Consider the following 25,406-nt stretch of genomic DNA (forward strand, 5'->3'; position numbering starts at 1 on the left):
CGGAGCTAAAGGTCATTTCGTGCGTCGCTGCACGCTGAATCGATGGAACTATCGACCCTTACTCCTGTTACCTCTGCATAAGGAGATATGACATGGATAAGAAGACCTCAAAAACAGGGCCAGAACAGGATGCAAAAGGTCAGTATGCACCCTCTCAGGCGGATGGAAAAAGCTCTGGCGTCGCCAGCGCCAAGCCGACGGTCATAACCGGATCAGAAGACGCGACGGAACATCGCGATCCTCCGGGCAAGAAAAAATCTGACAAGAATTGGGATGTCAATTTTGACGATAAGGCTAACGATAAGTCCTGAGTTGACTGGACCATGCCTGCAGTCTTTTCAGTAGATCTCCAGTTGAATCGTCGTCACAGCCGTTCTGCTAAGGCTGAGTTAATTCCCTCTAATAAATATATTTATAATATGTATTTTGTTTTTGCCGTTCGGGCGTTTGCAGCAAGTGCCTTTGCAAAATCCGAGCGGTGACTGCGGTTCGCGGAGCTTTTTCTAAATTCTCTAGGGGCGGGAGTCCTATGATGCCAAGAGAACCCCTGATTGGCGCCAAAAGCCAACATCCTCTAGGTTTTTAGTCCGAAGCAATCATGTGAATTTGCTATAGCAAGAACCCCCAAAACATATATTAGCATATAAATTCCTTGTATCATCTTATCACTTGCGCTAACTCATCATGTGAGTTTGGGCTGATGCTGTCCGTGCGTTGCCCTGGGAGAAACTTGGGAGGCGTGAATGCATAGGAAGTCTTTAAAGGCGTTGCTGCTTGGCTGCGCTGTCATGTGTGCGGGTGTCGGTTCGGCGCAGTCTCAAACCATCAGCGTATGGTCCAGACAAACGGATGAATCGCTCAGCGTTTTGAAAGCGCTGACGGATGCGTTCACCGCAGACACTGGCATCAAGGTCGAGACATTCAATACCGGCATTGATTTCGAGCAGCGGCTTGCGCGCGCTGCCGCCGGTCGCACGCTGCCGGATATCGTGTTGAACGATACGACGGCAATGGGCCAGATGCGGCAGATGGGTATTCTCGAAACCATTGATCCCGCCAAGATCGCAGGCAGTCAGGATGTTTCGCCCTCCGCCTGGGATGGCGCCAAGGCGAATGATGGCAAGACATATTCGGTGCCGTTTTCGGCGCAGTCCTTTGCCATGTTCATCCGCAAGGACTGGCGCGAAAAGCTGAATATGCCGCAGCCCAAGACGTGGGATGATGTGCGCAAGCTGGCCGAAGCCTTTACCAACAAAGACCCTGACGGCAATGGCAAGGCCGATACTTTCGGCATGGCTATCCCGGGATCGACTACCCGCGGCTACGCAAGCTGGTTCATGAGCAGCTTCATCTGGCAGGCGGGTGGCGATTACGTCAAACAGGCCCCGGATGGTTTCATTCCAACGCTGAATACGCCGCAGGTTGCTGAGGCGCTGACCTATGTGCGCGGTATGATCTGCGACAAGCTCGCTCAGCCGGGTGCCATCAATGCAACGACTGGCGATACGCTGCCGACCTTCCGCTCCGGCCAGACCGGTATCTTCATTTCGGGTCCGTATCATATTCCGCAACTCGACGCCGAGCCCGGCAAGGATGTTGTCGAGGTGGTGATGATGCCTGCCGGTCCCGGCGGTATCGCCTCTCTGTCCGAAGGTACCAGCGCCTATCTGTTGAAGAGCGTCAAGGATGTTGATGCCGCCAACAAATTCCTTTCCTTCCTGATTTCACCGAAAGGTCAGGAAATCGCCATGGCGCAGGGGTCTGGCAAGACGCCGATCGTTCGCTTGCCCGTTAACACCAAGGTTGACGTCAATGCGGTTCGCAATGACCCGCGCTGGATGGTCTTCAAGGAAACCTTCGATAAATACGGCCACTATATGCCAGCCGTTCCAAACTGGACGGCGATCCGCACCGTTACCGGTGAAGGCTTCAACCGTATTCTGGCGCAGTGCGATGCCGATGTGGCGAAGGAACTGGAAGCCCTGAATACCCAGGTTGCGACAGAATTGAGCGGGCAGAACGCCCTTTCCGCTTCCAAGCAATAATGGCTCCCTTGCGTCTCTGCACATGCAGAGGCGCAAAGGCTAAGCCTTGTCTTTTGAGGTGAACATGTCCGCCACACCACAGACATCAGCCGTTGGAACAGTTGCTCGTCCAACCGGTGCCAAGCGCCGGCGCTCCCGGAAACGTCTTGGCGCAACATTGACGCCATGGCTGTTTCTGGCGCCCGCGCTGATCATTTTCACATGGTTCAAGTTCTACCCGATGGTATCGGGCTTCTCCATGTCCTTCTACGACGTGCAGTTCTACTCGGATAGCAAATGGGTGGGCCTGGATAATTTCTACAGGGCATTCAACGACCTTGCCCTGCGTGCGGCCGTCATCCACACCACGATCTACGTCATCGTGGCAACGCTGTCGGCCTCGTTCATCGCTTTCTTCATGGCTTTGGCACTCGAGGGGCCTGCACGGCACCTCAGTATCATCCGCACCGCGGTTTTTCTGCCTGCCATCACCAGCGTGGCCATCATTGCCGAAATCTGGCGCATATTGTTCAATTCCGCCGACTACGGATTGGTCAACTCGCTGATCGGCTTCTTCGGCATCGCCCCGCAAGGCTTTCTCAGCGATCCGAACCAGGCACTCTGGGTTCTGATCCTCATGAGCGTCTGGAAAAGCGCGCCCTATGACATGGTCATCTTCGTTGCCGGTCTCGTGGGTGTGAACCGGGAGCTTTACGATGCAGCCAGTGTGGATGGCGCGAGTGTCTGGCGCAAGCTGTGGCATGTGACACTGCCGGGCATCATTCCGTCGATATCGGTGGTGTTGATGCTGTCCTTTATTCGCGGGTTCCGCGTGTTTGCCGAAGTCTACGCGACGACGGGCGGTGGTCCGGCCGGCTCGACCTCCACCATCATGACGCACATCTACAAGGTGGGGTTCGAGGAGCTGAATTACGGCTATGCGTCTGCCGTCTCGCTGATGCTGCTGGTGTTCACGGTTCTGCTGACACTGCTGCACATGACCATCAAATCCAGACTTACCCGTTGATGAGGCGATAGATGAAAACTCCCCTCTGGCTCACCGTGATCCGGTATGTTCTCTACGCGGTCTTGCTCATTGTCTTCGTGGGTCCGTTCTGGGGCGCGCTTGTAACGGCGTTCAGCGGCGTCAGCCTGAAGCCGGGCGAATTGACGCTGATCCCGCACAGCCCGACGCTTGAGAATTTCCGCATCGCCATCTTCGATATGAAGGTTTGGCGTTACCTCACCAATTCGGTCATCGTCGTCATTGTCGGCACGGCTTTGCAGGTCACCGTCAGTGCGCTGGCCGCCTATGCGCTTGCCCGCAAGAAATTCCGGGGTGCGGCTGTCGTCAGCCTGCTCATTCTGTGCACGCTCATGCTGCCCGAAGAGGTCATCGCCATTCCACTCTATCTGGTGATGCAGAAGGAACTGCCTATTATCAATGTCTCCATCTACAACACCTATCTGGCGATGATCCTGCCGGTCGTTGGCTGGGCGTTCTCGATATTCATGCTGACGGAGTTCATGCGGGCCATTCCGCTCGAACTCGAAGAAGCCGCGCGCATCGATGGTGCGAGTGAGTGGCAGATTTTCTACCGTGTCATTCTTCCTCTGGTCCGGCCAGCGCTGGGCACCGTTCTGATCTTCGGCTTTATCATGATCTGGGATCAGTATTTGTTGCCGCTGATCGTGGTCAACGACAAGGAGTTGATGACGTTGCCGGTCGCGCTCGGGTCTCTGCGAGTGGACGATACGATCACGCCAAACATTCTCGTGGCAGCAACGCTCGTGGCTATGGCGCCCAGCGTCATCGTCTACCTCCTGCTCCAGCGCCAATTCAATCGCGGCATCATGGCAGGCGCAGTCAAAGGCTAATTGCGCCCTGTGCGCCACATTATTTTAGGAGGAAAACATGGGTGCAGTTTCACTCAGGAACGTTTCCAAGTCGTTCGGTGCGGTTGATGTCATCAAGGATGTTTCGATAGACATCGAAGACGGCGAGTTCTGCGTTTTGATCGGGCCAAGCGGTTCTGGAAAATCTACCCTGCTGCGCATTATCGCGGGGCTGGAAGAGGCGAGCGATGGCACGATCCAGATCGGTCAGCGAGACGTGACCGACCTCGAGCCGAAGGAACGCGATATCGCCATGGTGTTCCAGAGCTATGCGCTTTATCCGCAAATGACAGTGCGTGAAAATATGAGTTTCGCGCTGCGTCTGGCGAAACGTCCCAAGGATGAGATCAAGCAGAAGATCGATGAGGTGGCGCAAATGCTCGACCTCGGCAAATTGCTGGATCGTCTGCCGAAGGAACTCTCCGGCGGTCAGCGCCAGCGCGTTGCCATGGGACGTGCCATTGTGCGCAACCCTGCGGTCTTCCTCTTCGATGAGCCCTTGTCCAACCTCGATGCAAAGCTGCGCAGCCAGGTGCGCGGCGAAATCCGCGATCTTCACCACAAGTGGAACACGACGTCGGTTTACGTGACCCATGATCAGGTGGAAGCCATGACCATGGGACAGAAGATCGTTGTTCTGCGCGACGGTCGGGTGGAGCAGGCGGGAACGCCGCTCGAGCTTTACGATCTTCCGAACAGTGTTTTCGTCGCTAGCTTCATCGGTTCGCCAGCAATCAATCTGGTGAAGGCCAAAGTCAGCACTGACGCGACGAGCCTGCTGTTGCAGGATGGCAAGAGCCAGTTGCCGATGCCGGGACGTTACCCGAATGCGGCAGGACGACAGGTCGTGGTTGGCGTGCGGCCGGAATATTTGGAAATCGTGCCGCGTGACAGCGCGGGCGCGTTACCAGCCACCGTGCATGCCGTGGAAACAACGGGCTCGGATACGACAGTCATTTGCGACAGCCCCGTCGGCCAAATCCTCGTTTCCTCCAAAAGCCGCAGTTCTCTGCATCTTGGCGAAGAGGTCGCCCTGAAGATTGCTGATGAAAAAGCCTTGCTTTTCGATGGTGAGACGGAGCAGCGTCTGGTGCCTGCATCCTAGCTTTTTAAAGGCACAAACGCATGAAGCGGAATGTGACGATATGACAAGACAAGGCGCATCTGTTTACGTGGCTGAAAGGGTTGCCCAACCCGGCTGCACCGTGGGTGAAACGCCTGTCTGGGAGCCTGAACATGGGCGCGTGACATGGGTCGATTCACCCGGTGCCAGCCTTCACAGAATGACCTACCCGGCTGGCGTGATGGAGCGGTTCGATCTCCCGCTCAAGGTCGGAGCTCTTGCCCTGCATCTCGGCGGCGGGTTTATCGCCTCCACGGAACGTGGTTTTGCCAAACTCGATGTCATCGATGGCAAGGTGATGATCGACGCAGGCGCAGGACCGGAACTCAAGTCCGGTTGGCGCATGAATGATGGGGCCTGTGATAGACAGGGCCGTTTCTGGTCTGGCTCGATGGCACCGGACACATCCGCGCCGGGTGCATTCGGCACACTTTTCAGCATCGGTACTGGTGGCGAGGTTCTGGACAGGGGCGGCAGCTTCCGTACCCAGAACGGCCTTGCCTGGAGCCCGGACGGGCTTTCCATGTATGTCTCGGATTCGAACACGCTCAATCCCTATGTCATGGTCCATGATTTCGATCCCGCCTCGGGGCAATTCCAGAATGGGCGGCTGTTTGCGGATCGGGCAAGATTGGGCGGGCGTCCCGATGGCGCGGCGATGGATGTCGATGGCTGCTACTGGATTGCGGCGAGCGATAGTGGCCGCGTGTTACGCATGACGCCGGATGGGCGCATCGATGCCGAAATCCATGTCGATGTGCCGAACCCGACGAATATCTGCTTCATCGGAGCGGATTTAAGAACCGCTTTTATCACCACACTCAAGGCGAATGGCACAGGACCGGGCGGAGACGTTTACGTGGTTCAGCTTCCCTTTCAGGGCCTGGCAGAACCGCGCTACGATCCCGGGTCTTTCGACCCTTAAGGCGCTGACGTTCGACTGATTCATGAATTCCAAACGGAGCAATGCAGATGTATCTCGGAACACAAATCCCCGCCCGCCATGACGATGACTACAGGGTGATGAAGCAGCTGGGCGTCAACAATATCTCGGCAACGCCGCCGGGTGATTGGCGCAGCTGGGATCGACCGACGCTCGAAGCCTTCCGCGAGAAGATCGAGAGTTTTGGGCTGATCCTCGATATGACGCAGCTGCCGATGCCATCCACGCGCGTCGACCGCGATGTTCCATGCAAGGACATCATGCTGGCAGGGCCGGAACGCGACAGCCAGATCGACGGCATTTGCCGCCTGATTGAAAATTGCGCCGCCGCTGGCATTCCATCCGTGCGCTACAATTTCAACTATATCGGCATTCCGCGCACACCGATGGAGCCGGGCAGGGGTGGCTATATGGCGGAAGCCTTCCGGCTGGATCTGGCCAACCCCGATGAGCCGACCCCGCAGGGCATTGGCTCAATCGATGAAGATACGATCTGGGAGCGTGTGGATTATTTTCTGGAGCGGGTCGTGCCCGTTGCCGAAGCCGCCAATATCCGCCTTGCCTGCCATCCGCATGATCCCGCAACGCCGCCCGGTTACATGGGCGTGACGCGCGTTCTGGGCTCTGTCGAAGGCATGAAGCGCTTTGTCAGCATGCATGAGAGCCCGGTCCACGGCCTGAATTTCTGCATCGGCACGCTGGGTGAGATGGTCGAGGATGTGTCTGAAGTGCCCGCCATCACCCGCTGGTTCGGTGAGCGTGGCAAGATCATGAACATTCATTACCGCAACATCGTCGGCAAACGCTATTCCTTCCGCGAAAGCTTCCCCGAAGATGGCGATATCGACATGCCGGCGGTTATCGATGCGCTGCGTGACACGGGTTACAAATACATGGTCATGCCGGACCACGCGCCGACGCTGTCGGGCGATAACCAGCAGCAGGTCGCATTTGCCTTCTGCTACGGCTATATCGCTGCGCTTTTGCAGACCCGTTGCTGATTTCAATGGCGGCCCGGTCGAAACGGGTCGCCTCCAAATCCTTTTCAGATAAGCAGGTTGGAACCATGCCTTTCTCCCCCACCATTCGCATTGCGCCTCAGACAGAAGAGATCACCGGAAAGCTTCAAGCGCTTTTCGATACGCATGAGGGACTTCTGCATGTTGTGCTGGAGCCCGGTCTCCATCGCTGCGGCGGTCTGCGCCTGCGCTCCAATCTCACGATCGAGATATTGGAGGGAGCGGAGCTGCATTTTGTTCCGAGTTACGATGCCTATGCGCAAACCACTGTCGCAATCGTTGCGGAGGAGAGCGACCGGGCGATGATGACGGCAGTTAGGGCGGACAACATTGCGCTAATTGGAGGTGGGCGGATTTTTTGCGCTGGCTCGACGCGTTATACTCATGGCGATGATGGTGACATGGGCACACTGGTCGCATCGCGCTATCGCCCGCGTATTCTGGTGCTGGATGGTTGCAAGGACATCCGCATCGAAGGGCTGCGGATCGACGATTCGCCCATGTGGACCATGCATTTTGCGGGTTGCGAGAACATTCAGGTCAAGGGCGTTGCCGTCGATAACGATCGGCGTATGCCCAACACGGATGGTATCGTGATCGACGGCTGCCGCAATGTCGAGATTTTCGACAGCGTATTCCGCACTGCCGATGATGGCATCGTGCTGAAGACGACGCGTCGCGAAGATGGATCGCTGACCGGGCCGTGTGAGAATATCAACATCCGCAATTGCATCGTCGAAAGCCGCTCCTGTGCGCTGAAACTGGGTACGGAAAGCTTTTCGCCATTCCGCAATATTTCCTTCGAGGATGTTCACATCGAAAAGTCCAATCGCGGCCTCGGTATCTTCTCGCGCGATGGCGGCTTGGTGGAGGGCATTCGCTTCGTGCGCATTTCCGTTGATTGCCACGAGACGCCGGCTGGCTTCTGGGGCTCTGGCGAAGCGATCACAATCACGGTTCTCGACCGGCGACCGGAAGAGTTTCCGGCGGGCACGGTCAGCGACGTTCTGATCGAGGATGTCACCGGCGTCATGGAAGGTGCGATCAACATGGTCTCGGAACATGAGGGCGGCATTTCCGATATCACCTTGCGGCGCATTTCGCTCGACCAAAAAGCCGGTCCTTTGAAAACCGGCCTGTGCTATGATATCCGCCCGACGATTGAAGACCGTTTTGATCGCTTCCCCATCGGAGACAAAAGCGCTGGCCGCGTCAATGCCTGGCGTTTTGGACCTGATGGCAGAATTATCGGCCTCATCGACTACCCGAACGGCATCCCCGGAATTTTCACCAAAGGGGTGTCCGATCTCATCGTGGAAGACATCGAGATCACCAGACCCGATCCGCTGCCGGAGAACTGGAATGCGCAGGTTGTGATGGTAACGGCAGCCTCCGCTTAAAATCGCGGAGGCTCGCTTTCTTCACTGGCGTGCGATCTGCCCTGCCAGCTTGAACGGGCTTGCAACAGCAGCACCGGCGGCGTCAAAGACGAATGCGCCGATATTGTTGCCATTGCTGCGCATTTTGGCATCGGCCTTGCTGAGATCGCCCGCAAATTTTGCGAGCGAAGCATAGCGGTCATGCCCCAGCCCGTCTGACGATTGCAGTGAGGAAATGTCGATCACCGTCAGGTGCTCGGCTTTCGCTGTTTTCTGGATGATGGGGTCGTGTATGTCGAGAAGCCCCACCCGCGGGCGCTCGCCGCCAACAAAGCCCGAGATGCTGAGCGCGTTATCGTCTTTCGATACCAGCAAGGTGATCGGATTGGGGATGCGACCAATGTCCTTGAGCTGCGACTGGAAGACATCGACGTCGATATCAGGCGCGGCAAGGATGATCTGAAGCTTTGCCAGCACGTCGTCGCGTCCCTGAAGCTTCAGCTGCCGGGCGACTTCCATGGATAGAAAACCGCCCATGCTGTGGCCGAACACGACGACCCGCTTGACCTTGGGCGATTTCGTCAGTGCCGTCAAAAGTGCATCCAGTTCCGTGCGGGAATATAAAACCGCATCCTTATCCGCCACATATCCCGTGACGCTGGCTGATGAGGGCCACGAGAACATGATGGGCGGGCTGATCGTCTTGGCATCCGCTGCCATCTGCGCCGTGCGAAACAGAGCCTCCTGATAGGAGTAATTATAGCCATGGACGAAGACGGCAACCGTGCCATCGAAATTGGCCGCACGCGTTGCTGCCAGCACCAGCCCGTCCTTCGACAGGTTTTCGCGTCCCGTCACCACAAATTGGCGCTTCGGGTCGGGCTGCTTTGCCGGATAGGTGATGGCCGCGCCTTTTCTGTCCGGCGGGATCGAAAACACGAACCGGTCGTAGTGAACTGCCGCCGCCCAGCGATTGCCGAAGGAGTTGTCTTTGCTCTGGTGATCGCGGTTGGTGACAGCCAGAACGCCGATGGTCTGAGCCGTGTCGTTCTTCAGCGCAACGGGCTTGAGGACGTCGGCCTCGGGACGGGACGCGCAGCCGGAAAGGGCAAGTCCAATGGCGGCGATGGCGAGGGCAGAGCGCATGGTCCGGTCACCGCAGAAGGAAAAAAGAAACATTATACGTGTCGCTTTATAAATTAAGGGCGGGATGGGAGGGCGCGTTTCGCACCCTCCCTCATATCAATCAGGCCGTTGCTGTCTCGTGGTTCGGTTCAGCGTCGTCTTCACGCGGAATTCTAAACCAGGCGACATAGAGAGCTGGCAAGAACAGAAGCGTAAGAACCGTACCGACCACAATGCCGCCCATCATTGCATAGGCCATTGGTCCCCAGAAAACTTCCCGGGAGATGGGGATCAAGGCAAGGGTGGCTGCCGCAGCCGTCAGCATAATGGGCCGCATACGATGCTCCGTGGCCTCGATCACCGCGCGCCAGGGCGATACGCCCTCGGTTCTGAGATGCTCGATTTGAACCACGAGGATGACCGAGTTTCGGATCAGAATGCCGATGAGAGCGAGGACACCGAGAATGGCGACGAAGCCCATGGGAGCATTGCTGAGGAGAAGCGCCGCGACGACACCGATCAGAGCAAGTGGTGCAACAGCGAAGACGAGGAACAATCTGCTGAAGCTTTGCAGCTGAAGCATCAGAATTGTCGCCATTGCCAGCAGCATCATCGGTGCAACAGCTGCAATTGGCCCCTGTGCATCCGCACTGGATTCAACCGAGCCACCGATTTCCACCTTGTAGCCAGCGGGAAGCGATGCCGTGAACTTTGCCACTTCCGGCTTCAACTCCTCGACAATCGTCGCCGGTTGCGTCGAGCCGATGACGGCGGCCTTGACCGTAATCGTCGGGATACGATCACGGCGTCCGATCATGGGCTGCTCGAGTTCGTAACGGAACTTGGCGACCGCAGAAAGCGGAACCGATTTTCCATTCGAACCCGCCAGCTGCAGGTTCTTCAGCGTTTCGATAGAACCACGCTCGACATCTTCGGCGCGACCAATGACGTCGATGAGATAGATATCGTCCCTGATCTGGGTGCTGGACGTACCCTCAACGATGTCATTCAGCAGGGTCGCGATATCCTGAGAAGAAACGCCAAGCTGCCGCGCTTTGTCCTGCAACACATCCACCTTCACGACGCGTGATGGCTCGTTCCAGTCATAGGTCATGTTGGTTAACAGCGGATTGGCATTGACGATGGTTCCGAACTGCTGGGCAAACTGACGCACTTTCTGCACGTCTGGACCGCTGACGCGATACTGCACAGGCTTACCCACCGGTGGGCCGATATCGAGGAGTTTGACGAAGGCATCAGTGCCGGGGAAGGTCTGTGTGAGGTAGGCCTGAAGTTCGCGCTGAAGGCGGTTTCTTGCCTCCAGATCCTTGGCCACGATGACATTCTGGCCAAACCAGCTGGCTGGGCTTTGAACGTCATAGGACAGAATGAAGCGAGGCGCGCCTTCACCAACATAGGTCGACCAATGGTCGATGTCCTTATTGCCGACGAGCTTGTCCTTTTCGAACTGCGCCATCTGCTTGTTGGTCTCGGCAATGGTGCTGTTCTGCGGCAGGCTCCAGTCCACGATGAGTTCGACGCGGTCAGATGCCGGGAAGAACTGCTGTTGCACAAGACCCAGTCCACCCAGAGACAGGGCGAAAATAACGACCGTTGTGGCAATCGTAATCCACCGCCACCGCATGGCAAGGCGCAGCAGCCACGCAAAACCTTTGGCCGTGCGGCTCTTCTGCTCATGATGCGATTTCATCGTTTTTGGCAGGATGACCACGCCCAGGAGAGGCGTGAAGACCACGGCCACGATCCACGACACGACGAGCGACACTGCAATGACGACGAAGAGCGTGAAAGTGAACTCACCAGCCGCACTGCTGTTGAGGCCAATCGGGATAAAGCCTGCGACGGTGACGAGCGTGCCCGTCAGCATCGGAAAGGCAGTCGAGGTATAGACGTAGGTCGCAGCCTTTCGCAGGCTGTCTCCCACTTCCAGCCTCGAGACCATCATTTCAACCGCAATCATGGCATCATCCACAAGAAGGCCGAGTGCGATGATGAGTGCGCCGAGTGAAATGCGCTGGAGCGATATGCCCGTATACTCCATGAAAACGAAGGTAATGGCCAGAACGAGCGGAATGGAGATTGCAACGACCAGACCCGCCCTTACACCCAGGCTGATGAAGCTGATGGCAAGAACGATGACGATGGCTTCGAACAAGGCGGTCGTGAACCCGGACACCGCCTCTTCAACCACCGCCGGCTGATCGGACACGCGTTCCACGGTTACACCAATTGGCAGGTCTGCAACGACACGCTTCATCTCGGCATCGAGATTTTCACCGAATGTCAGCAGGTTCGCACCGGGCGTCATGCCGATGGCCAGACCGATTGCCGGTTGCCCCTTGAAGCGGAATAGGGAAGACGGCGGATCGACATATCCGCGCTTGATGGTCGCGACATCCGTGAGTGGGAAATAGCGGTCATTAACCCGAAGGTTGATCGACTTCAGGCTTTCCTCAGATGAAAATGCCCCGCCCACTCTCAGCGCAATACGCTCAGGACCGGCATCCACGAAGCCGGATTGGGTCACCGAGTTCTGTGCCTGAAGCGTGTCGATAATGCTTTGGCGATCAAGCCCCAGAGCCGCAATCTTGCGCGTTGAAAACTCGAGATAGACGACCTCATCCTGTTCGCCGATGATATCGATCTTACCAGCGTCCGGTACGGTCAGCAGCTTTGCGCGGGCGTCTTCCACCAGATCACGCAATTGCCGCTGAGACACGCCATCCGAGGTAAAGGCGTAGATGTTGCCGTAAACATCACCGAATGTGTCGTTGAACGAGGGTCCAAGCACACCGCTTGGCAGATCGCCCTTGATGTCGTTGACCATGTTGCGGACGCGGATCCAGTTGCCGGCAACGTCCTTCGCCTTGGTCGTGGGAAGAAGTTCGACATAGATCGTCGTCTGGCCCGCCTTGGTTTCACTGCGGGTGTAATCGAGCGCGTCCAGCTCCTCGAGCTTCTTCTCGATTCTGTCGGTGACCTGTTTCGTGACCTCTTCGGCAGAGGCACCGGGCCACTGCGCGTTGATGATCATCGTTTTGATTGTAAAGGACGGATCTTCTTCACGCCCGAGATTGAGGTAGGAAAATGTACCCGCCAGAATAAAGACGATCATGAAGTACCAGACGAGCGAACGGTGCTCGAGCGCCCAGTCGGAAAGATTGAACGATTTCACTGGGTAGTCTCCTGATCTATGCGAACGGCCTGGCCGTCTTTGAGTTGGTTGACACCCGCGACCGCGATGCGGTCACCCGGGTTGACGCCATTGGCAATCACCACCAGGCCGCCAATCGTCGAGCCTTCGTCGATGGTGACGTCTCGCGACGAAACCTTGCCTGCCTTGTCATCCACGACCCAGACAGAGGTTTTCGAGCCTTCTTTTTTGATTGCCGATGCCGGAAGGCGGATAACGGGATGCGAGGTGGTCGCGGCGCTTGCGGTGATGACTGCACCAAGGCGTAGCGCCTCCGGCGGATCGATCAGCGTCAGTTTCGTTCTGCGGGTACGTGTCGCGTCATCGGCCTCAGGCGCGACTTCGCGAACGAGCCCCTTGGCGCGGATATCCGGGTCAAGTTGCAGTGAGACGTTGAATTCCGAACCCTGCTTCAAAAGCGCGCCTCCGGCTTCCGGCACGTCGATCACGGCATCCCGTTCTTCCGGCCGCGCAACGGTCACGACGCTTTGGCCTGCGGAAACGACCTGGCCGACTTCAGCGGAGGTGGTGGTGACGACACCATCGAACTCTGCCCGCAGCTGCGAGTAACCCAGCTGTTCCTCGGCCTTGTCTAGGTTGGCCTTCGCCTTGTTCAGATTGGCCTCGGCGGTAACGCGTTCCTGCTGGGCGGTTTCGAATGTCGATTTCGCCGCAGACTGCCGTTCGAACAGCGTCTGCTGGCGTTGTTCGTTGGTAACTGCGTTGGCAAGTTGCGCCTGTGCATTGGACACATCAGACTGCGAACTTCTGACCGCAAGCTCCAGGGCGAGCGGGTCTATTGCGGCAAGAACGTCGCCCTTTTTGACGATATCCCCAACCTGCACATTGCGGGCGACGATTTGCCCGAGAACTCGAAACCCGAATTCTGTTTCTATGCGTGCGTTGACTGTTCCGGGCAAAGTCAACGTTGCCTCGGGCATGAGTTCAGCTACCACAGATAGCACGGGCCGCGGCTTTTCCGCAGCGGTTTCCTCCTGCTTCTGGCAGGAAACAAGAAAGGTCGTGGCCAGCATCAGCGCCATAACGGTCTTGTAAGATTTCATTGAGCCGCTCCTTCGTATGCCACGACTTCGCCAGCGGTGAGGAATTTGGTGCCATCGACAACGACAGTTTCACCTTCGGACAGGCCGGAGTGGACTGAAAAACGCTCATTGACGTAGTTGCCAACTTCGATTTTGCGCAGTGATACCGAGCTACTCTTTGGATCGATGATCCATACGGCTGGCTGGTCGGAAACCGACGCCATGGCAGACCAAGGCAGTTGAATGGTATCGACAGGCTTGTAATGAGCAGTTGCGACAACTGCACTTCCAAGCCGAACCGCCGCTGCCGCATCAAGTGAAAGCTTCACGCGGATCGTGCCCTTCGTGGTGTCGAGTGTCGGTGAAATTTCGCGCACCGTTGCCTTGATTGGATCACCACCAGAAAGCATTTTGACGAACACATCGTCCTGAAGCTCGCCTCCCAGAAGCATCGATTCATCGACATTGATGACGGCATCGCGAGGGCCGTCATGCGCCAGCGTGAAGACCAGCTGTGCAGCCTGTGCGACCTGACCGACTTCCGCGTTACGCGCCGTGATAATGCCGTCGGAATCCGCTTTCAGTTCAGTCTGGTCGAGAGCATCCTGGGCAGTTTCCACCTGCGCCTGTGCAGACTGAACCGTGCCCTGGCCGGTCAGCAATGTTTCCTGCGCCTGATCCAGTGCGGCCCTTGTCGTCACGCCTGTGTTGAACAAGCTCTGCTGGCGATCGAATGCCTGCTGAGCCTGGGTTTGCTGGGCCTGCGCGGATTGGAGAGTGGCCAGTGCCACCTGCAGGTCCGCCTTCTGCTCTTCAGGATCGATGCGGGCCAGAACCTGTCCATTGGTCACATGCTGACCGATATCGACAAGCCGCTCGGTAATGCGGCCGCTGACCCGGAAGGAAAGGTCGGACTGGACGCGAGCGCTGATTTCCCCCGTCGTCGAAACGGCCTCGGCCACCTTTATGGTGTGAACCTTGACCGTCTCGACGTGCCGGGGAGATTTCTCTTCTGTTGCTTTATCTGGGGTGCAGGCGGAAAGACCTGCCAGGGATATCGCCATTAGGGCGGGTAAAGCGAGACGTCTCATGCATTGCCTCTTGAACCGTGATGAAACCGTGATACATTTGACTTACTGGACAGTCAATGAAATTGTTTGTTGCGTTATTCGTCGCAGGCAAAATGGTTAAGGATCGCATATGAAACGGCTGACACGCGCCGAGCAAAAGGCACTTCGGCCCACGCAAATTCTGGAAGCAGCCTTTGAAGAATTTGTCGAACATGGCTTCACCGCAGCACGGGTAGAAGATATCGCCGAGAGAGTAGGGGTGACCAAGGGAACGGTCTATGTCTACTTCCCCACAAAAGAAGAGCTTTTTGCGGCGATGATCCGCCACATCGCCGCCCCGATTGATGATCTGGCGAAGGGAAGCCAGCACTTGCAGGGCAACAGTGCCGAGCGGCTGAAGGAACTGCTGCTTTTGCTTTACGAAGGCCTGCTGAAAGACCGGCGCCTGCGCCAGATATTGAGATTCGTCATATCCGAGGGCACACGCTTCCCGCAGGTGATCGACACGCATCGTGACGACCTGATCGAGCCACTGCTCGTGCGCATCCAAGCCATTCTCGATGAGGGAATAGAGGCAGGCGAGTTCGTAACCGGCCCGCGAGCAACCGCCCGCATCATCTTCGCCCCTGTCGTGGCCATGGCTGTAGAAACCCTCATCCACGGCGACCGCCGCGAACTGGACATCCCCAGCTTCATGGAAGCGCATCTGGATTTGGTGATGGGGAGTTTATTGGTTAGCAATCGTGTGCGCTGAGGTGTTGGTGAGCCCGATGGCGGAGCAGAGACTCGCCGTCTGGTTTCCCTGCGTATGTTATATGAGCGCGGGTTTAGGGAGCAAATGAGATGCTCTGGTCTGCCAGGCACGGCCCTAAAACCAACCGTGCCGCGTTAAACGGCGCAATCTGTTGTTCTGTATGGATTGGTTGATCTGAACGAGATTGGCTGGGGAACCTGGATTCGAACCAAGATTAACGGAGTCAGAGTCCGTTATATCATACTGTTTTAACTGCTATATTTCGACCCATGTTGCACTCTTGTCGCAGTCAGCCAAGGAGTGCTGCGGCTGCTGCGTCCATCGCTTCTCCGGTGCCAGCCTTTTTGAAAAGGTGCGAATAGGTGTCGAGCGTTACTTGAATCGATGAGTGCCCCATTCGGTCTTGCACCAGTTTTGGCGAAAGACCCAGTCCGCCATCTGCTGGAGTATTGATGCACCACGAAGCATAGAAGTGCCGGAGGGCATGAAGGCCTGTGTACTTCGCTTCCATCATCGGCTTGCCGTCGCGGTCCAGCTTGCCGCTTGCCTTGATGAGGCCGGCAGAGATCCACTGCGGTTGATACCAGCGCGTCACAATATTGTTGTGCTCTTCAACGGTGCCTATGCCGGTCGGGAAGACGAGATCGAGGTCAGGGTCGCCCTTGGGGCATTCCTTCTTCCATTGCTTGAGGGCAGTCACAAGGTGAGCGACAAGGGGGATGGTTCGACGGCCCGCCTTGGTCTTTGGCGGACCCATTGTTTTCCAGATGTTGGCGCGCTGGCTGACGTTGATCTCGGCGCGGTGGAAGTCGATGTCTTTCCACCTGAGGCCACGTAGCTCAGATGCTCGCATGCCGGTGAAGATTGCCGTCATCCAGAACACCCTAATTTTGCCGGTGAGCGTAGGCATGATGAGCTTGATCTCTTCTGGCATGGGGATGTCGACGCCGACCACGGCCGGCTCTGTGTGACGCGCCGCTGCCCGTGCGCGAGCCTTGCCGCGGCCCATCTCCTTTACAGGATTTCGCACGACAAGCCCGCGCTCTTGCGCATCCGACAATAGCGCGCCGAGACTCACCCTTACGGCACGCTGCATAGCCGGTGATCGACCGGCCTCACGAAGATCTTCCACAAATTGCCGCACCTTTGGGACAGTCATCTCGTTGAGCCGCAATGACCCTATTAAAGGGTTGATATGTAGTCTGAGATGCTGGTCATATTGCTTTGTAGTCGAGACCTCTAGGCCAGCGCCAACGCATGCGTCGTACCAAAGCTTGCCGGCCGCCTCGACTGTTATCGTGTCCCGATCGGCCACGTGTATTTTGTCCTTAACCTCGATTCGTGTGCCAGCGTCGAAGTCTTTCGCTTCCTTCTTTTTCTTGAACGTCTTTATGTGTCGTTTGCCGTTCTGGTCGAAGTAATCGACCACCCAAGCGGTTTTATCGATCCCGCTAGAAGTCCATTTTCTTTCTCTTATCGACATTGAAATCTCCTTACGTATGATTGATGTCAGAACAACGGAGTTTTCGCAACAAATTCCAAATTTCTACCGATTATCTTGACTAATTTGTAAAACCGGTATACGTAATGACGGTCGCAAGTGTGGTGTTTGCGACTCGTTGGGGTGGTGCCTGACATAGCCGCAGCCAAGGCTGCCGAGCCCGTCGCACGGGTGGCGCAAAGCGCCGGTCAACCTAAAAATTTGGCATCAGCCGACAAACCTAACTTCTCAAAATCATCGTTCAATTTTGCGCCCAGATTCCGTCTGGGACGAGGAGACACCATGCACATTTCATCGAATGATAACATTGCCTCCGACATCCTTAAGGGTGCCGACGAGATAGCGGAGTTCTTGGGAGAGGATCGACGCGCGATTTTTTATAAAATCTCCAAAGGGAACCTGCCTCACTTTCGCATTGGGGCGAGCATTCGCGCTCGGAAATCTACGCTGCTATCTTGGATCGCGGCTCAAGAAGCAGGAGCGGCGGCATGACAAACATTTCCTCAGAGTTCGCCAAATTTCTAATAGAGGAATACAGGGGCATCCCTGATCAGAACCGCGTAAGCGTCATACGCGAACGCTTCCCCGATATTGCGCACGACGAATTCATGCGTGCCTTTGCTATCGCTGAAGAGATTGCCGTTGCAGATGCGCTGAGCCCACGCACCTAATCACCTGACCATCATTCGACAACCATTTTAACGTCCGGCGCGTCCGGCGAGAGGAGAAGCTATGACTAAAGAAAAATCAATCGTTCTCACCCCTTGCGACTTCGATACCGTCTTACCCCCCCCCGCTACGTCTACGGAGTTCCTTGGGATGCTAGCGGAGAGGCTGGCCTACAAGTTCTCCGAAGAATTTGAGCAAGAGTCCGAGGGCCGAGAGTGCTCTTTCGAAGAGCTTGAGGATGAAGACGCACTGATATGCGTCGACTTCACTGTTTCATCATGGCGCGCCATCATCGCAAATCTGCGCACAATCGCAGCAGCCTAATTACCACCATCACACCCACCAACATATCACCAAGAGGAAATAACCATGCCATCAATTTGCACAACTGAAGGCCTGACCATCAATTCCGAGCACGTCGTTCAGCATCAACATCTTCGTAACGGATTGACTAGGATCCTTCTTTCCACAGGAGGAGGTCAGACCGTCGAGGTCGTGGGCGACATCGAGGATAACTTCTATCCTATAGTGCCAGCAAACCCCGGCCATGCCGCGGTGTTCGTCGACTACTGTCAGGGCGAATTTTACTACCGCATCCGGTCAATCATCGCATGGCGTGTGTGCCCGAGCGGAAACTTCCCTTTCTTCGCAACTGACGGCGACCATGTCGACGATTATGAAGCGCTTATCGATCCAATGGGTGGCGTGAGCGACGATGAAGGCAATACCGGCCTCACGCTTGATGAGTGGAAAGTTGCCTTTGAAGCGCGAACGCTCGCCGATCTGAAGGAAGCTGCATGAAAATCCTTTCTCTCCGCCGCCCTTTCGAGGGCGGCAACACCCTTGCGCGGTTCGATGCCGAGATTGCGCCTGGCATAAGAGCATACGGCCTTAAGCTTGTTCAATCACAGAAGGGGCTGAGAGTGTTCGGCCCTTCTATAGCGGGCGGTTCTGCCGTCACAATGGAACCGGCGATCGCTGATCGCCTTGCTGAGATTGCAATGAGGGAAGTCGCCCGTGGCCAAATTACCGCCAACAACATCGCCGCAGCCTAAGCCTGATGCGCCCATTCATACCAGATATGGTGCCCCTTGGAAAGTTGGAGATAAAGTAATCCACCCCAACCACGGGCAAGGATATATCGTCTATGGCGGCAACTTCATGAGCCGCGTAAAGTTCGATGGCGCTGGCGACTCTAAGGTCGTTCTTACGGACGCTTTAACAACGGTCGACGGCAGAGCACCAGTGCGGTCGGTTGTAGCAATTGATAACGTTCCAACTGAACCCGCCTTATCTATTTTCGACTGGACAGTTGACCGGTTCAAGGGTGAGCCGCCCAAAGTCGAGTATCTCGTCGATGGCGTAATGCCTGCGGGCGTTCCCGGAATGGTCTCTGCCATGGGCGACACCGGGAAGTCGTACGCGATGCTTGAACTGCACCGACGCGTTTCCTTCGGCTCCAGCATGTACGATACGCCGATATTCGGTGGAAAGGTGCTGGCACGCGGAACGTCGGTCATGATCACCAGCGAAGACGATGCAGGGGAGGTTCACCGTCGAATAGCCGCCCTTGATAGGAAAGAGGATCGGTTTACTGCACTCGGCGCAAAGATGATTGTGGTTCCTCTTCCATCAGCTGGGGGCGCGCAAGCGTTCTGGAGGGAAGATAGGCGGCACGGTCTCTTAGAGACGGACCATTACCGCCGTGTCTGCGATCAGCTATCGAAGATCGATGACCTTCGGTTGGTGACATTCGACCCACTGTCGAGCTTTGCGCACCTTCCACTCAACGAAGATCCAGCAGCTGGACAGTTCGTTTGCACGTCTCTGTCGCGCCTAGCGACCGAGACTGGCGCTACTGTGCTGGTCGCACATCACATGCGAAAAACCCAGAAACCGATAGAGACGCTTGGCGATGCACGCGACAGCATTCGCGGAAGCACGGCTTTGGTCGACGGGTTGCGGCTTGCCTACGCCATGTGGCCAGCGGATGACGCACGCGCGAAACGCGTTTGTAAGGAAACGGGCACCGAGTTCATGCCGGGCAAGGTGGTGCTAGGAGGGGTGGTGAAAGCCAACGGAGCGGCACGGCGCATCATCGCAACGTACGTTCGCAATGAGCACGGGCTCCTTGTTGACAAGACGGCTTTGCTCGGTTCGTCCACGCCGCCGACGGGCGATCTCATTGGGGCTTTGGTGGTCACGATAGAAGCTGCAGCAAACGCGGGCTCACCGTTCACAAAAAGCGGCGCAAGTGGCGTTTATGAGATGAGAGAACGGCTTCCGGAAGAATTAAGGAACCTCGCGAAGGCCCGCCTTCACAATCTTGTCGATGCCGCCCTCGATGGCAAGAAGATTGTGAAAACTGCTGCCAAAGGTGAGAAGACAGCGAAGTGGCTTGACGTGCCTGGCGGTCACTTCGCGACCGGGCTGGGGACATTCACGACGGGGGCTGCGCGGATTTGACATGGGCAGGGCGGTCGAAAGGCCGCCCTTTTGCTACCCAGGCATGACGCTCGCGGCAATTAGCCATCACAACGCGGGTTCGGCGTGAGATGACGGTGTTTGTGCGGGCGGCTTGAGAGGAAATGGCTGGTCATTTTTTAGGCGGAACGATGTTCCCCTATGAGAGTTTAGTTCCTGCTCAAACGCAGTCGGGCAGGCTGCGTAGCCCTTTGCGTGCAGGAAGCATCAAATAAGCTTCGGATCAGCTGCGCCATTAGGACTGATTTCTTTAGAGGAGACCCTCATGAACTCGATCATTTATCTTGTGGGACTAGTCGTAGTTGTCCTGTTTGTTCTCTCTCTGCTGGGGTTACGTTGATGGTAGAATCTTCATTGGTCGATAACCCGAACCGCAGCTACGTCGACTGGCCAGCAATTTTTGCTGGAACGGCTATCGCGTCTGGTACCATGGCCGTATTTACCGCGTTTGCCGGTGGTCTGGGACTGAACGCTATCTCAGCAGATAACGGCGGCGAAATCAGCGTCACTTGGCTCGTCGTGACGGGACTTTTCGTGGTCGTGTCGATGGTCGCATCCTATATGCTCGGCGGGTACATCTCTGGCCGCATGCGACGTCCAGCTTCGGAAACCACAACGAGTGATGAGCGGACGACTCGTGACGGTGTTAACGGTCTTGTCGTTTGGGGCATCGGTACGGTTGTTTCCGCTTTCCTGGCTCTTGGCCTTGTTTCTGGTGGGGTTAAGGCTGTCGGAAGTGTAGCTCAAACAGCCGTAGAAGCGACTGGCTCCGCGGTAGGCGGTGCAGTGCAGGGCGTGGGCCAGTTGGCTGGCGGCGTTGTGTCAGGAGCAGGTAATGCTGTTGGTGGCATTGCGCAAGGTGCCGGTCAGGCTGCCGCTCCAAGCATTGAACAGTCCTTGCCACAGGGACTTAAATCCAATCCGATCGACTACTTCACTGACACTTTGCTCCGCACTGATACGCCTGCTTTAAATGCTGACCCTAATAGTGGTGACTTTCAGCGCCAAGCAAGCGGCATCCTGAGCAACCTGCTTTCGACAGGTGAAATTTCCGACGCCGACAAGGCGTGGATGGCTAACCAGATCGCTGCTCGCACAGGAATTCCCCAAGCAGATGCGCAGAACCGCGTGAATCAGGCTGTAGAACGTGTTCAGGCTGTTCGTACAGCAGCACAACAGCGCGTCGATGAAGCTCAGAAGAAGATCGACGAACTGACAGCACAAGCCGAGAAGACAATGCAGGACGCCAAGACTGCCGCTGCAGACGCGGCTGAGAAAGCCCGTATCACCGGCATCCTCACGGCGTTCCTTCTTGCTGCATCTTCGCTCGTAGCCGCAGCAGCGGCCTATATTGGCGCCGTGCACGGTGGACGTCACCGCGATGAAGGTCGTGTTTGGGGTGGCTTGTCGTACCGTAAGTGAAATCAATACGGAGGCGGAACCAACGCTGCCTCCGCGCATTCCTGTAGCAAGTAGCTTGCGCACTGTCCACGGATGTACTGGCAGAAGATGACAAGCGACAGGAAGGTCGGTGCGGTTTCGCCCCGGCCTTTTTTGTTGTCTTCATCGTGACCTGTTTTTCTTTCTAATCGAGGACACGAGAGCAAAGCCACCCATGAACAGCGAGAAGTAGAAGAAGTAAATATGGGCTAGAGTCTTCACTGAGCTAGCAAGCCATCCATCTTGGAAACTCAACCCAAATTTCGAGATGTCATCTTTAGGCGCAAATGTGGTGATCAGTAAGAGGAGAGCGCAAGTTGGCACCGACACCCAGACCAGTTCCCAGACATTCACCGGTTTTAGGTGCCTCCAAATGACTGCCCAGCTCACTACCACCCAAATGATGAGCGAAAGGCTCGAAACGGCCCGCAGAACCATCGCCGAGCACATGATCTTGTCACCGGTTACCGAGGGTACCTGTCGAAACCAAATATTTGGAAACCAAGCATAATCAACAAAATGGCTGTTCGAGTACATGCAGGACGTCGTTGTTGGCTGAGATAGAAAAACGGCGACGAACAACGAGACAACCAATGGAATCAGCATGATCTTGCAGCACAAAACGTATGCTGCGGTTAACTCGTGATCTACCGGCGATTGCTTCGGTGGCATTACGCATGTACTCAGGTTGGGATTCAATTTGCAGAATTTTTGCTCAGAACTTCGTCGTTATTTTCGTTACGACTTTGTCCATTCATCAAATCAGGGTCGTCGAAAGTGTTGTTTCTTTGGCTGTACCGTTGCTTGTTGATCCAAGTCCTATTTTTCGCGGTTCTTAGATGGGAATCCGCTCGCTACATTTTGGGAATCTACGGACTGCTTTGCATACCTGGCGTACTCCGATTATACTTGATGGGGGAACGGAGGAAGCCCATTGATAGGCAGGATGTTAACTTAAAAGCAATCGTGTTCTTAGTGTTCGCGCTATACGTCTGGAATGGCTTTCGCGGCAGAGAAGGCTAAATGGGTGGAGTGCTTGCAGGCGTGCTGACCTAAATCAGATTTGTGAGTTGGCTGTTTTGTACTTCCTCCACAAATAGCGAACCAAATTCGCAACCTGGATAAAGCGCCCAACACAACTCCTGATACCGCCCGGATAGCGAAATTTTATTCGTGCATTATCCGTGCACTTGCTGGGCGTTCACACCTGCACAGCTCTGCCCGGTTCTTGCACGATAGTGGATAAAAACGCGTTCCCAGCCCATCTTGGGAATGGCCGTTCTCATGGGAATGGGAACGCTAAGATATTGTTTTTGTTATATATTGCATTCCCATTCCCAACGTTTCCAACAGCTTTGGAAATGACTTAAGCTACTGAAAACATTGACGTTCCCACGTTCCCAGAGATTGCCCCTCTTACAGAGGGGAAGGCGTTGGGAACGCCATTCCCTGTATGAGTGGTTGGAGACGACAACGAATCTATGTTTTCAACTTTGACTTAATCAGAGCTTTCGCGAACGCCTGTATGGCGGCCTCTCGGTCGGCCTCAGTCATTTGCTCAGCAATTGCTGCAAAGTCGGCTTTATGGATGTGGACCGCGAGGCGTTCACGCTTCTCTTCTGTTCCCATATCGAAGCGCAGTTCGACACCTGCATCCTTGTCTCCGGTCGGTGGAGTAGACCAATCGGCGTTGATGGAAGTTGCTTGCCCAGGGTGGGCGCTATTGCGGTAGACGAATGATTTCTTGAGCAGCATGCAGTCTCCACGAAAAGCGATATCGGTGTACCGATATCGGGGTTTAACTAATTGATTTTGTTCCGTTACGGGATATCCCGTAACGCTTTTTTTGACTGCCTATAAGCTTTTTACGAGCGAAAATACTATATATAAGAGGCGCTTGCGTTTTCTTTTGCGCCATCCATTTTCACCGGAGGGCAAATGATTAGAACGCGACTAGAAAACATCGGTGGCCCATTTCCAGGCCGAGGCGCTGCGCCAGTAATGGTGCATGACAAAATCTTACCACGTGGTCAGCGAGCGGCTTTCGAGATGCTCAATGACGCAGCAGCAATGAGGCCATCCATCATGGATGCAGGGTCATTGGTGGCGGCCAATGATAATCGGAAGACCAAGAGCTCCATCCCAATATGGACAGCCAAGGATCTCCGCCTCACGCCAGCGCAGGCTGATTTTCTTTCTCGCGGGCGGAGTTCCGTACATCAACGCGTCAATGATCGCACGGAGGTCATTCTAAAGGGCAGGGGAATGCTCGCTTGGATCAAAGGCAGTAGCAGCGCTTTCCACCTAGGGGCCAGCCCTAAGGGGGAGGCTGCGTTGAAGCGTTACGAGAAACAAGGGGAAAGAAAATGACAGGACAAAGCAAGGTGCCAGCAGGGTTCTACCGATCGCCCATGTTCCCAGGCGTAGTTTTCAAGCGCAGAGAGGCCGCCCCCCTTCAGGAAGATGATGCCCCAATCCGCAGCGCAAAGGTTCACCGAGACGCGGTAGAAAAATGGCGCAAAACAGCACCGGCAAACGACAGTGAGCTTTTCGGGAAAAAGCCGAAGACGGAAGCGCCACGACATCGCGGGTTGGGTGCTATGAGCGGCCTCTTGGCATTCCGAAGTAGGCCTGCCGGAGTGGCCGAAGGCGCAGGCGTCAAGATGAAGGCCTTCAGCGCGCTGGCGACCAACTGGTCGATCATTCCGGCGAATGACAACGTGCCACCAGACGAAGGTTTTGGCAATGAGCGTGAAGTTCAGTACGAGCCCAGTATTCAACTGATTGAGGCTGCCATATCAACGATTGAAGCGCGGGAACGCGCAGAGCCATCAATGCTGGACGCTACAGGCAGAAAGCGTGAATTGCACGCTATCCCGACAGGCGGATCGGTCGAATACGGCATCCACGTCGATGATGACGGCAACCGACACAAATGCATTGTGAGGATAGGGTCACTGCGTTTCAGCGACGGCACCCAAAAAGAGAAGGGCCACAAGCTAGTCTTTGGCGAAGCTGTCGACGCGGATATCAGAATGCCCCTCGGCGCAATGCTCGGATGCAATGAAAAATCGGCGCGTGATAAGGGCGCGGAGATCGATGAGACAGGCAGCAACGCGCACTACCGATGGATGGTAAAAGGCAAGTCCGCCACGCAACCGACGAAGAAGGATTGCCCCAAGAATCGCATCGTTATGTCGAAGGCGGATGCGCGGATCATGCTCGCCGAGGCGATAAAGAACACCGCGACCATGCCGGAGATCAAGAAGTGCCCCGACGGCTTCCCATACGGCCCAACGGCGTTGCGGCATCTTTTCATTGCAGGACGCAAAGGCAAGAATGGGGAATCTGGTTCGCAGGCGTGGGAAGACATAGCCGTTGAGAGCGAAAACAAGCGACAGTTCGAAAACGCACTCGGAAGCATGCTTGAAGGTGACGTGAAAATCCTCACCGATGCAATGGACGCCAAAAGCCTGACACAACTTGGGGAGGCTCGAGGCTACAAAGGACGGCATGCGGTTGATGCCGGGCGATCATTGCTGCGGGCAGCCAACGACAACTTCGAACGCGCGCTCGAATTGGCGACGTACGCAGCCGAGGGATAGGGAAGAAAAATTCCACTCATCCACCTGTATAGGTGAAGGGGTCGAAAGGCTCCGCACCTTTCTGGACGCACTGATGTTGCGACAGAGCCTCGGCCAGAGATGAGCCGGGGCTAACTA

Annotated in this window: 23 protein-coding genes; 17 read left to right on the forward strand and 6 right to left on the reverse strand. The window is 55.9% G+C overall.

The window, feature by feature from the left end; all coding sequences use genetic code 11:
• Positions 1–92: 92 nt before the first annotated feature.
• From AC27VJ_RS20890 to pglB, 8 genes are all read left to right on the forward strand, one after another.
• A complete protein-coding gene (locus tag AC27VJ_RS20890; RefSeq protein ID WP_488685624.1) occupies positions 93–311 on the forward strand; it encodes a hypothetical protein in 219 nt (72 codons plus the stop codon).
• A 432-nt stretch (positions 312–743) separates the two neighbouring features.
• Positions 744–2,045, forward strand: a complete 1,302-nt coding sequence (locus tag AC27VJ_RS20895; RefSeq protein WP_488685625.1) for an ABC transporter substrate-binding protein — start codon at positions 744–746, stop codon at positions 2,043–2,045.
• Positions 2,046–2,109: 64 nt separating this feature from the next.
• Positions 2,110–3,051 carry a carbohydrate ABC transporter permease gene (locus AC27VJ_RS20900; protein WP_488685626.1) on the forward strand — a complete coding sequence of 314 codons (942 nt, stop codon included), beginning with the start codon at positions 2,110–2,112 and terminating at the stop codon, positions 3,049–3,051.
• A gap of 11 nt (positions 3,052–3,062) precedes the next feature.
• A complete protein-coding gene (locus AC27VJ_RS20905; RefSeq protein WP_488685627.1) occupies positions 3,063–3,902 on the forward strand; it encodes a carbohydrate ABC transporter permease in 840 nt (279 codons plus the stop codon).
• 37 nt (positions 3,903–3,939) lie between these two features.
• Positions 3,940–5,025, forward strand: a complete 1,086-nt coding sequence (locus AC27VJ_RS20910) for an ABC transporter ATP-binding protein (protein WP_488685628.1) — start codon at positions 3,940–3,942, stop codon at positions 5,023–5,025.
• A 40-nt stretch (positions 5,026–5,065) separates the two neighbouring features.
• A complete protein-coding gene (locus AC27VJ_RS20915; RefSeq protein WP_488685629.1) occupies positions 5,066–5,968 on the forward strand; it encodes an SMP-30/gluconolactonase/LRE family protein in 903 nt (300 codons plus the stop codon).
• Between the two features lie 47 nt (positions 5,969–6,015).
• Entirely contained in the window at positions 6,016–6,987 is a 972-nt protein-coding gene (locus AC27VJ_RS20920; protein WP_353578325.1) for a mannonate dehydratase, read from the forward strand.
• Between the two features lie 65 nt (positions 6,988–7,052).
• Positions 7,053–8,405, forward strand: a complete 1,353-nt coding sequence (gene pglB / locus AC27VJ_RS20925; RefSeq protein WP_488685630.1) for a polygalacturonase PglB — start codon at positions 7,053–7,055, stop codon at positions 8,403–8,405.
• A gap of 21 nt (positions 8,406–8,426) precedes the next feature.
• Here pglB and AC27VJ_RS20930 read toward each other — a convergent pair whose 3' ends face one another.
• From AC27VJ_RS20930 to AC27VJ_RS20945, 4 genes are all read right to left on the reverse strand, one after another.
• Positions 8,427–9,530 (reverse strand): alpha/beta hydrolase, encoded by a 1,104-nt coding sequence (locus AC27VJ_RS20930; RefSeq protein WP_488685631.1) that lies wholly within the window; start codon positions 9,528–9,530, stop codon positions 8,427–8,429.
• Positions 9,531–9,630: 100 nt separating this feature from the next.
• The gene (locus AC27VJ_RS20935; protein WP_488685632.1) at positions 9,631–12,705 is read right to left on the reverse strand and encodes an efflux RND transporter permease subunit; all 3,075 of its coding nucleotides are present in this window, start codon (positions 12,703–12,705) and stop codon (positions 9,631–9,633) included.
• Positions 12,702–13,787 carry an efflux RND transporter periplasmic adaptor subunit gene (locus AC27VJ_RS20940; protein ID WP_488685633.1) on the reverse strand — a complete coding sequence of 362 codons (1,086 nt, stop codon included), beginning with the start codon at positions 13,785–13,787 and terminating at the stop codon, positions 12,702–12,704. The genes AC27VJ_RS20935 and AC27VJ_RS20940 overlap by 4 nt, the downstream gene beginning before the upstream one ends.
• A complete protein-coding gene (locus AC27VJ_RS20945; RefSeq protein WP_488685634.1) occupies positions 13,784–14,857 on the reverse strand; it encodes an efflux RND transporter periplasmic adaptor subunit in 1,074 nt (357 codons plus the stop codon). Before AC27VJ_RS20945 ends, AC27VJ_RS20940 begins: the two co-directional genes overlap by 4 nt.
• Positions 14,858–14,966: 109 nt before the next feature.
• Here AC27VJ_RS20945 and AC27VJ_RS20950 point away from each other — a divergent pair, with 109 nt between their 5' ends.
• The gene (locus AC27VJ_RS20950; protein WP_488685635.1) at positions 14,967–15,590 is read left to right on the forward strand and encodes a TetR/AcrR family transcriptional regulator; all 624 of its coding nucleotides are present in this window, start codon (positions 14,967–14,969) and stop codon (positions 15,588–15,590) included.
• A gap of 289 nt (positions 15,591–15,879) precedes the next feature.
• Here the strand turns inward: AC27VJ_RS20950 and AC27VJ_RS20955 are convergent, their stop codons facing one another.
• Positions 15,880–17,073 carry a tyrosine-type recombinase/integrase gene (locus AC27VJ_RS20955; RefSeq protein WP_488685636.1) on the reverse strand — a complete coding sequence of 398 codons (1,194 nt, stop codon included), beginning with the start codon at positions 17,071–17,073 and terminating at the stop codon, positions 15,880–15,882.
• A gap of 300 nt (positions 17,074–17,373) precedes the next feature.
• Here AC27VJ_RS20955 and AC27VJ_RS20960 point away from each other — a divergent pair, with 300 nt between their 5' ends.
• From AC27VJ_RS20960 to AC27VJ_RS20990, 7 genes are all read left to right on the forward strand, one after another.
• The gene (locus AC27VJ_RS20960; RefSeq protein ID WP_488685637.1) at positions 17,374–17,583 is read left to right on the forward strand and encodes a helix-turn-helix domain-containing protein; all 210 of its coding nucleotides are present in this window, start codon (positions 17,374–17,376) and stop codon (positions 17,581–17,583) included.
• A complete protein-coding gene (locus AC27VJ_RS20965) occupies positions 17,580–17,762 on the forward strand; it encodes a hypothetical protein (RefSeq protein WP_488685638.1) in 183 nt (60 codons plus the stop codon). The genes AC27VJ_RS20960 and AC27VJ_RS20965 overlap by 4 nt, the downstream gene beginning before the upstream one ends.
• A gap of 61 nt (positions 17,763–17,823) precedes the next feature.
• Entirely contained in the window at positions 17,824–18,084 is a 261-nt protein-coding gene (locus AC27VJ_RS20970; protein ID WP_488685639.1) for a hypothetical protein, read from the forward strand.
• Between the two features lie 45 nt (positions 18,085–18,129).
• Positions 18,130–18,561: a hypothetical protein gene (locus tag AC27VJ_RS20975; protein WP_488685640.1), complete on the forward strand. Its 432-nt coding sequence runs from the start codon at positions 18,130–18,132 to the stop codon at positions 18,559–18,561.
• Positions 18,558–18,815 carry a hypothetical protein gene (locus AC27VJ_RS20980; RefSeq protein WP_488685641.1) on the forward strand — a complete coding sequence of 86 codons (258 nt, stop codon included), beginning with the start codon at positions 18,558–18,560 and terminating at the stop codon, positions 18,813–18,815. The genes AC27VJ_RS20975 and AC27VJ_RS20980 overlap by 4 nt, the downstream gene beginning before the upstream one ends.
• Positions 18,778–20,226, forward strand: a complete 1,449-nt coding sequence (locus tag AC27VJ_RS20985; RefSeq protein WP_488685642.1) for an AAA family ATPase — start codon at positions 18,778–18,780, stop codon at positions 20,224–20,226. Before AC27VJ_RS20980 ends, AC27VJ_RS20985 begins: the two co-directional genes overlap by 38 nt.
• Before the next feature lie 357 nt (positions 20,227–20,583).
• Positions 20,584–21,666, forward strand: coding sequence for an ATP synthase subunit B family protein (locus AC27VJ_RS20990; RefSeq protein ID WP_488685643.1), 1,083 nt, complete (start codon positions 20,584–20,586; stop codon positions 21,664–21,666).
• A 1,497-nt stretch (positions 21,667–23,163) separates the two neighbouring features.
• Here the strand turns inward: AC27VJ_RS20990 and AC27VJ_RS20995 are convergent.
• Entirely contained in the window at positions 23,164–23,439 is a 276-nt protein-coding gene (locus AC27VJ_RS20995) for a hypothetical protein (protein WP_488685644.1), read from the reverse strand.
• 611 nt (positions 23,440–24,050) lie between these two features.
• Here AC27VJ_RS20995 and AC27VJ_RS21000 point away from each other — a divergent pair.
• Complete coding sequence (locus AC27VJ_RS21000) at positions 24,051–25,289, forward strand: hypothetical protein (protein ID WP_488685645.1); 1,239 nt, start codon at positions 24,051–24,053, stop codon at positions 25,287–25,289.
• Positions 25,290–25,406: the final 117 nt, after the last annotated feature.

The sequence above is a fragment of the Agrobacterium sp. 20P9.1.2 genome (assembly GCF_057799395.1).

Coding starts and splice junctions, on each gene's coding strand:
- AC27VJ_RS20890 (WP_488685624.1), top strand. CDS start 93: ATGGATAAGAAGACCTCAAAAACAGGGCCAGAACAGGATGCAAAAGGT.
- AC27VJ_RS20895 (WP_488685625.1), top strand. CDS start 744: ATGCATAGGAAGTCTTTAAAGGCGTTGCTGCTTGGCTGCGCTGTCATG.
- AC27VJ_RS20900 (WP_488685626.1), top strand. CDS start 2,110: ATGTCCGCCACACCACAGACATCAGCCGTTGGAACAGTTGCTCGTCCA.
- AC27VJ_RS20905 (WP_488685627.1), top strand. CDS start 3,063: ATGAAAACTCCCCTCTGGCTCACCGTGATCCGGTATGTTCTCTACGCG.
- AC27VJ_RS20910 (WP_488685628.1), top strand. CDS start 3,940: ATGGGTGCAGTTTCACTCAGGAACGTTTCCAAGTCGTTCGGTGCGGTT.
- AC27VJ_RS20915 (WP_488685629.1), top strand. CDS start 5,066: ATGACAAGACAAGGCGCATCTGTTTACGTGGCTGAAAGGGTTGCCCAA.
- AC27VJ_RS20920 (WP_353578325.1), top strand. CDS start 6,016: ATGTATCTCGGAACACAAATCCCCGCCCGCCATGACGATGACTACAGG.
- pglB (WP_488685630.1), top strand. CDS start 7,053: ATGCCTTTCTCCCCCACCATTCGCATTGCGCCTCAGACAGAAGAGATC.
- AC27VJ_RS20930 (WP_488685631.1), bottom strand. CDS start 9,530: ATGCGCTCTGCCCTCGCCATCGCCGCCATTGGACTTGCCCTTTCCGGC.
- AC27VJ_RS20940 (WP_488685633.1), bottom strand. CDS start 13,787: ATGAAATCTTACAAGACCGTTATGGCGCTGATGCTGGCCACGACCTTT.
- AC27VJ_RS20945 (WP_488685634.1), bottom strand. CDS start 14,857: ATGAGACGTCTCGCTTTACCCGCCCTAATGGCGATATCCCTGGCAGGT.
- AC27VJ_RS20950 (WP_488685635.1), top strand. CDS start 14,967: ATGAAACGGCTGACACGCGCCGAGCAAAAGGCACTTCGGCCCACGCAA.
- AC27VJ_RS20955 (WP_488685636.1), bottom strand. CDS start 17,073: ATGTCGATAAGAGAAAGAAAATGGACTTCTAGCGGGATCGATAAAACC.
- AC27VJ_RS20960 (WP_488685637.1), top strand. CDS start 17,374: ATGCACATTTCATCGAATGATAACATTGCCTCCGACATCCTTAAGGGT.
- AC27VJ_RS20965 (WP_488685638.1), top strand. CDS start 17,580: ATGACAAACATTTCCTCAGAGTTCGCCAAATTTCTAATAGAGGAATAC.
- AC27VJ_RS20970 (WP_488685639.1), top strand. CDS start 17,824: ATGACTAAAGAAAAATCAATCGTTCTCACCCCTTGCGACTTCGATACC.
- AC27VJ_RS20975 (WP_488685640.1), top strand. CDS start 18,130: ATGCCATCAATTTGCACAACTGAAGGCCTGACCATCAATTCCGAGCAC.
- AC27VJ_RS20980 (WP_488685641.1), top strand. CDS start 18,558: ATGAAAATCCTTTCTCTCCGCCGCCCTTTCGAGGGCGGCAACACCCTT.
- AC27VJ_RS20990 (WP_488685643.1), top strand. CDS start 20,584: ATGGTAGAATCTTCATTGGTCGATAACCCGAACCGCAGCTACGTCGAC.
- AC27VJ_RS20995 (WP_488685644.1), bottom strand. CDS start 23,439: ATGCTGCTCAAGAAATCATTCGTCTACCGCAATAGCGCCCACCCTGGG.
- AC27VJ_RS21000 (WP_488685645.1), top strand. CDS start 24,051: ATGACAGGACAAAGCAAGGTGCCAGCAGGGTTCTACCGATCGCCCATG.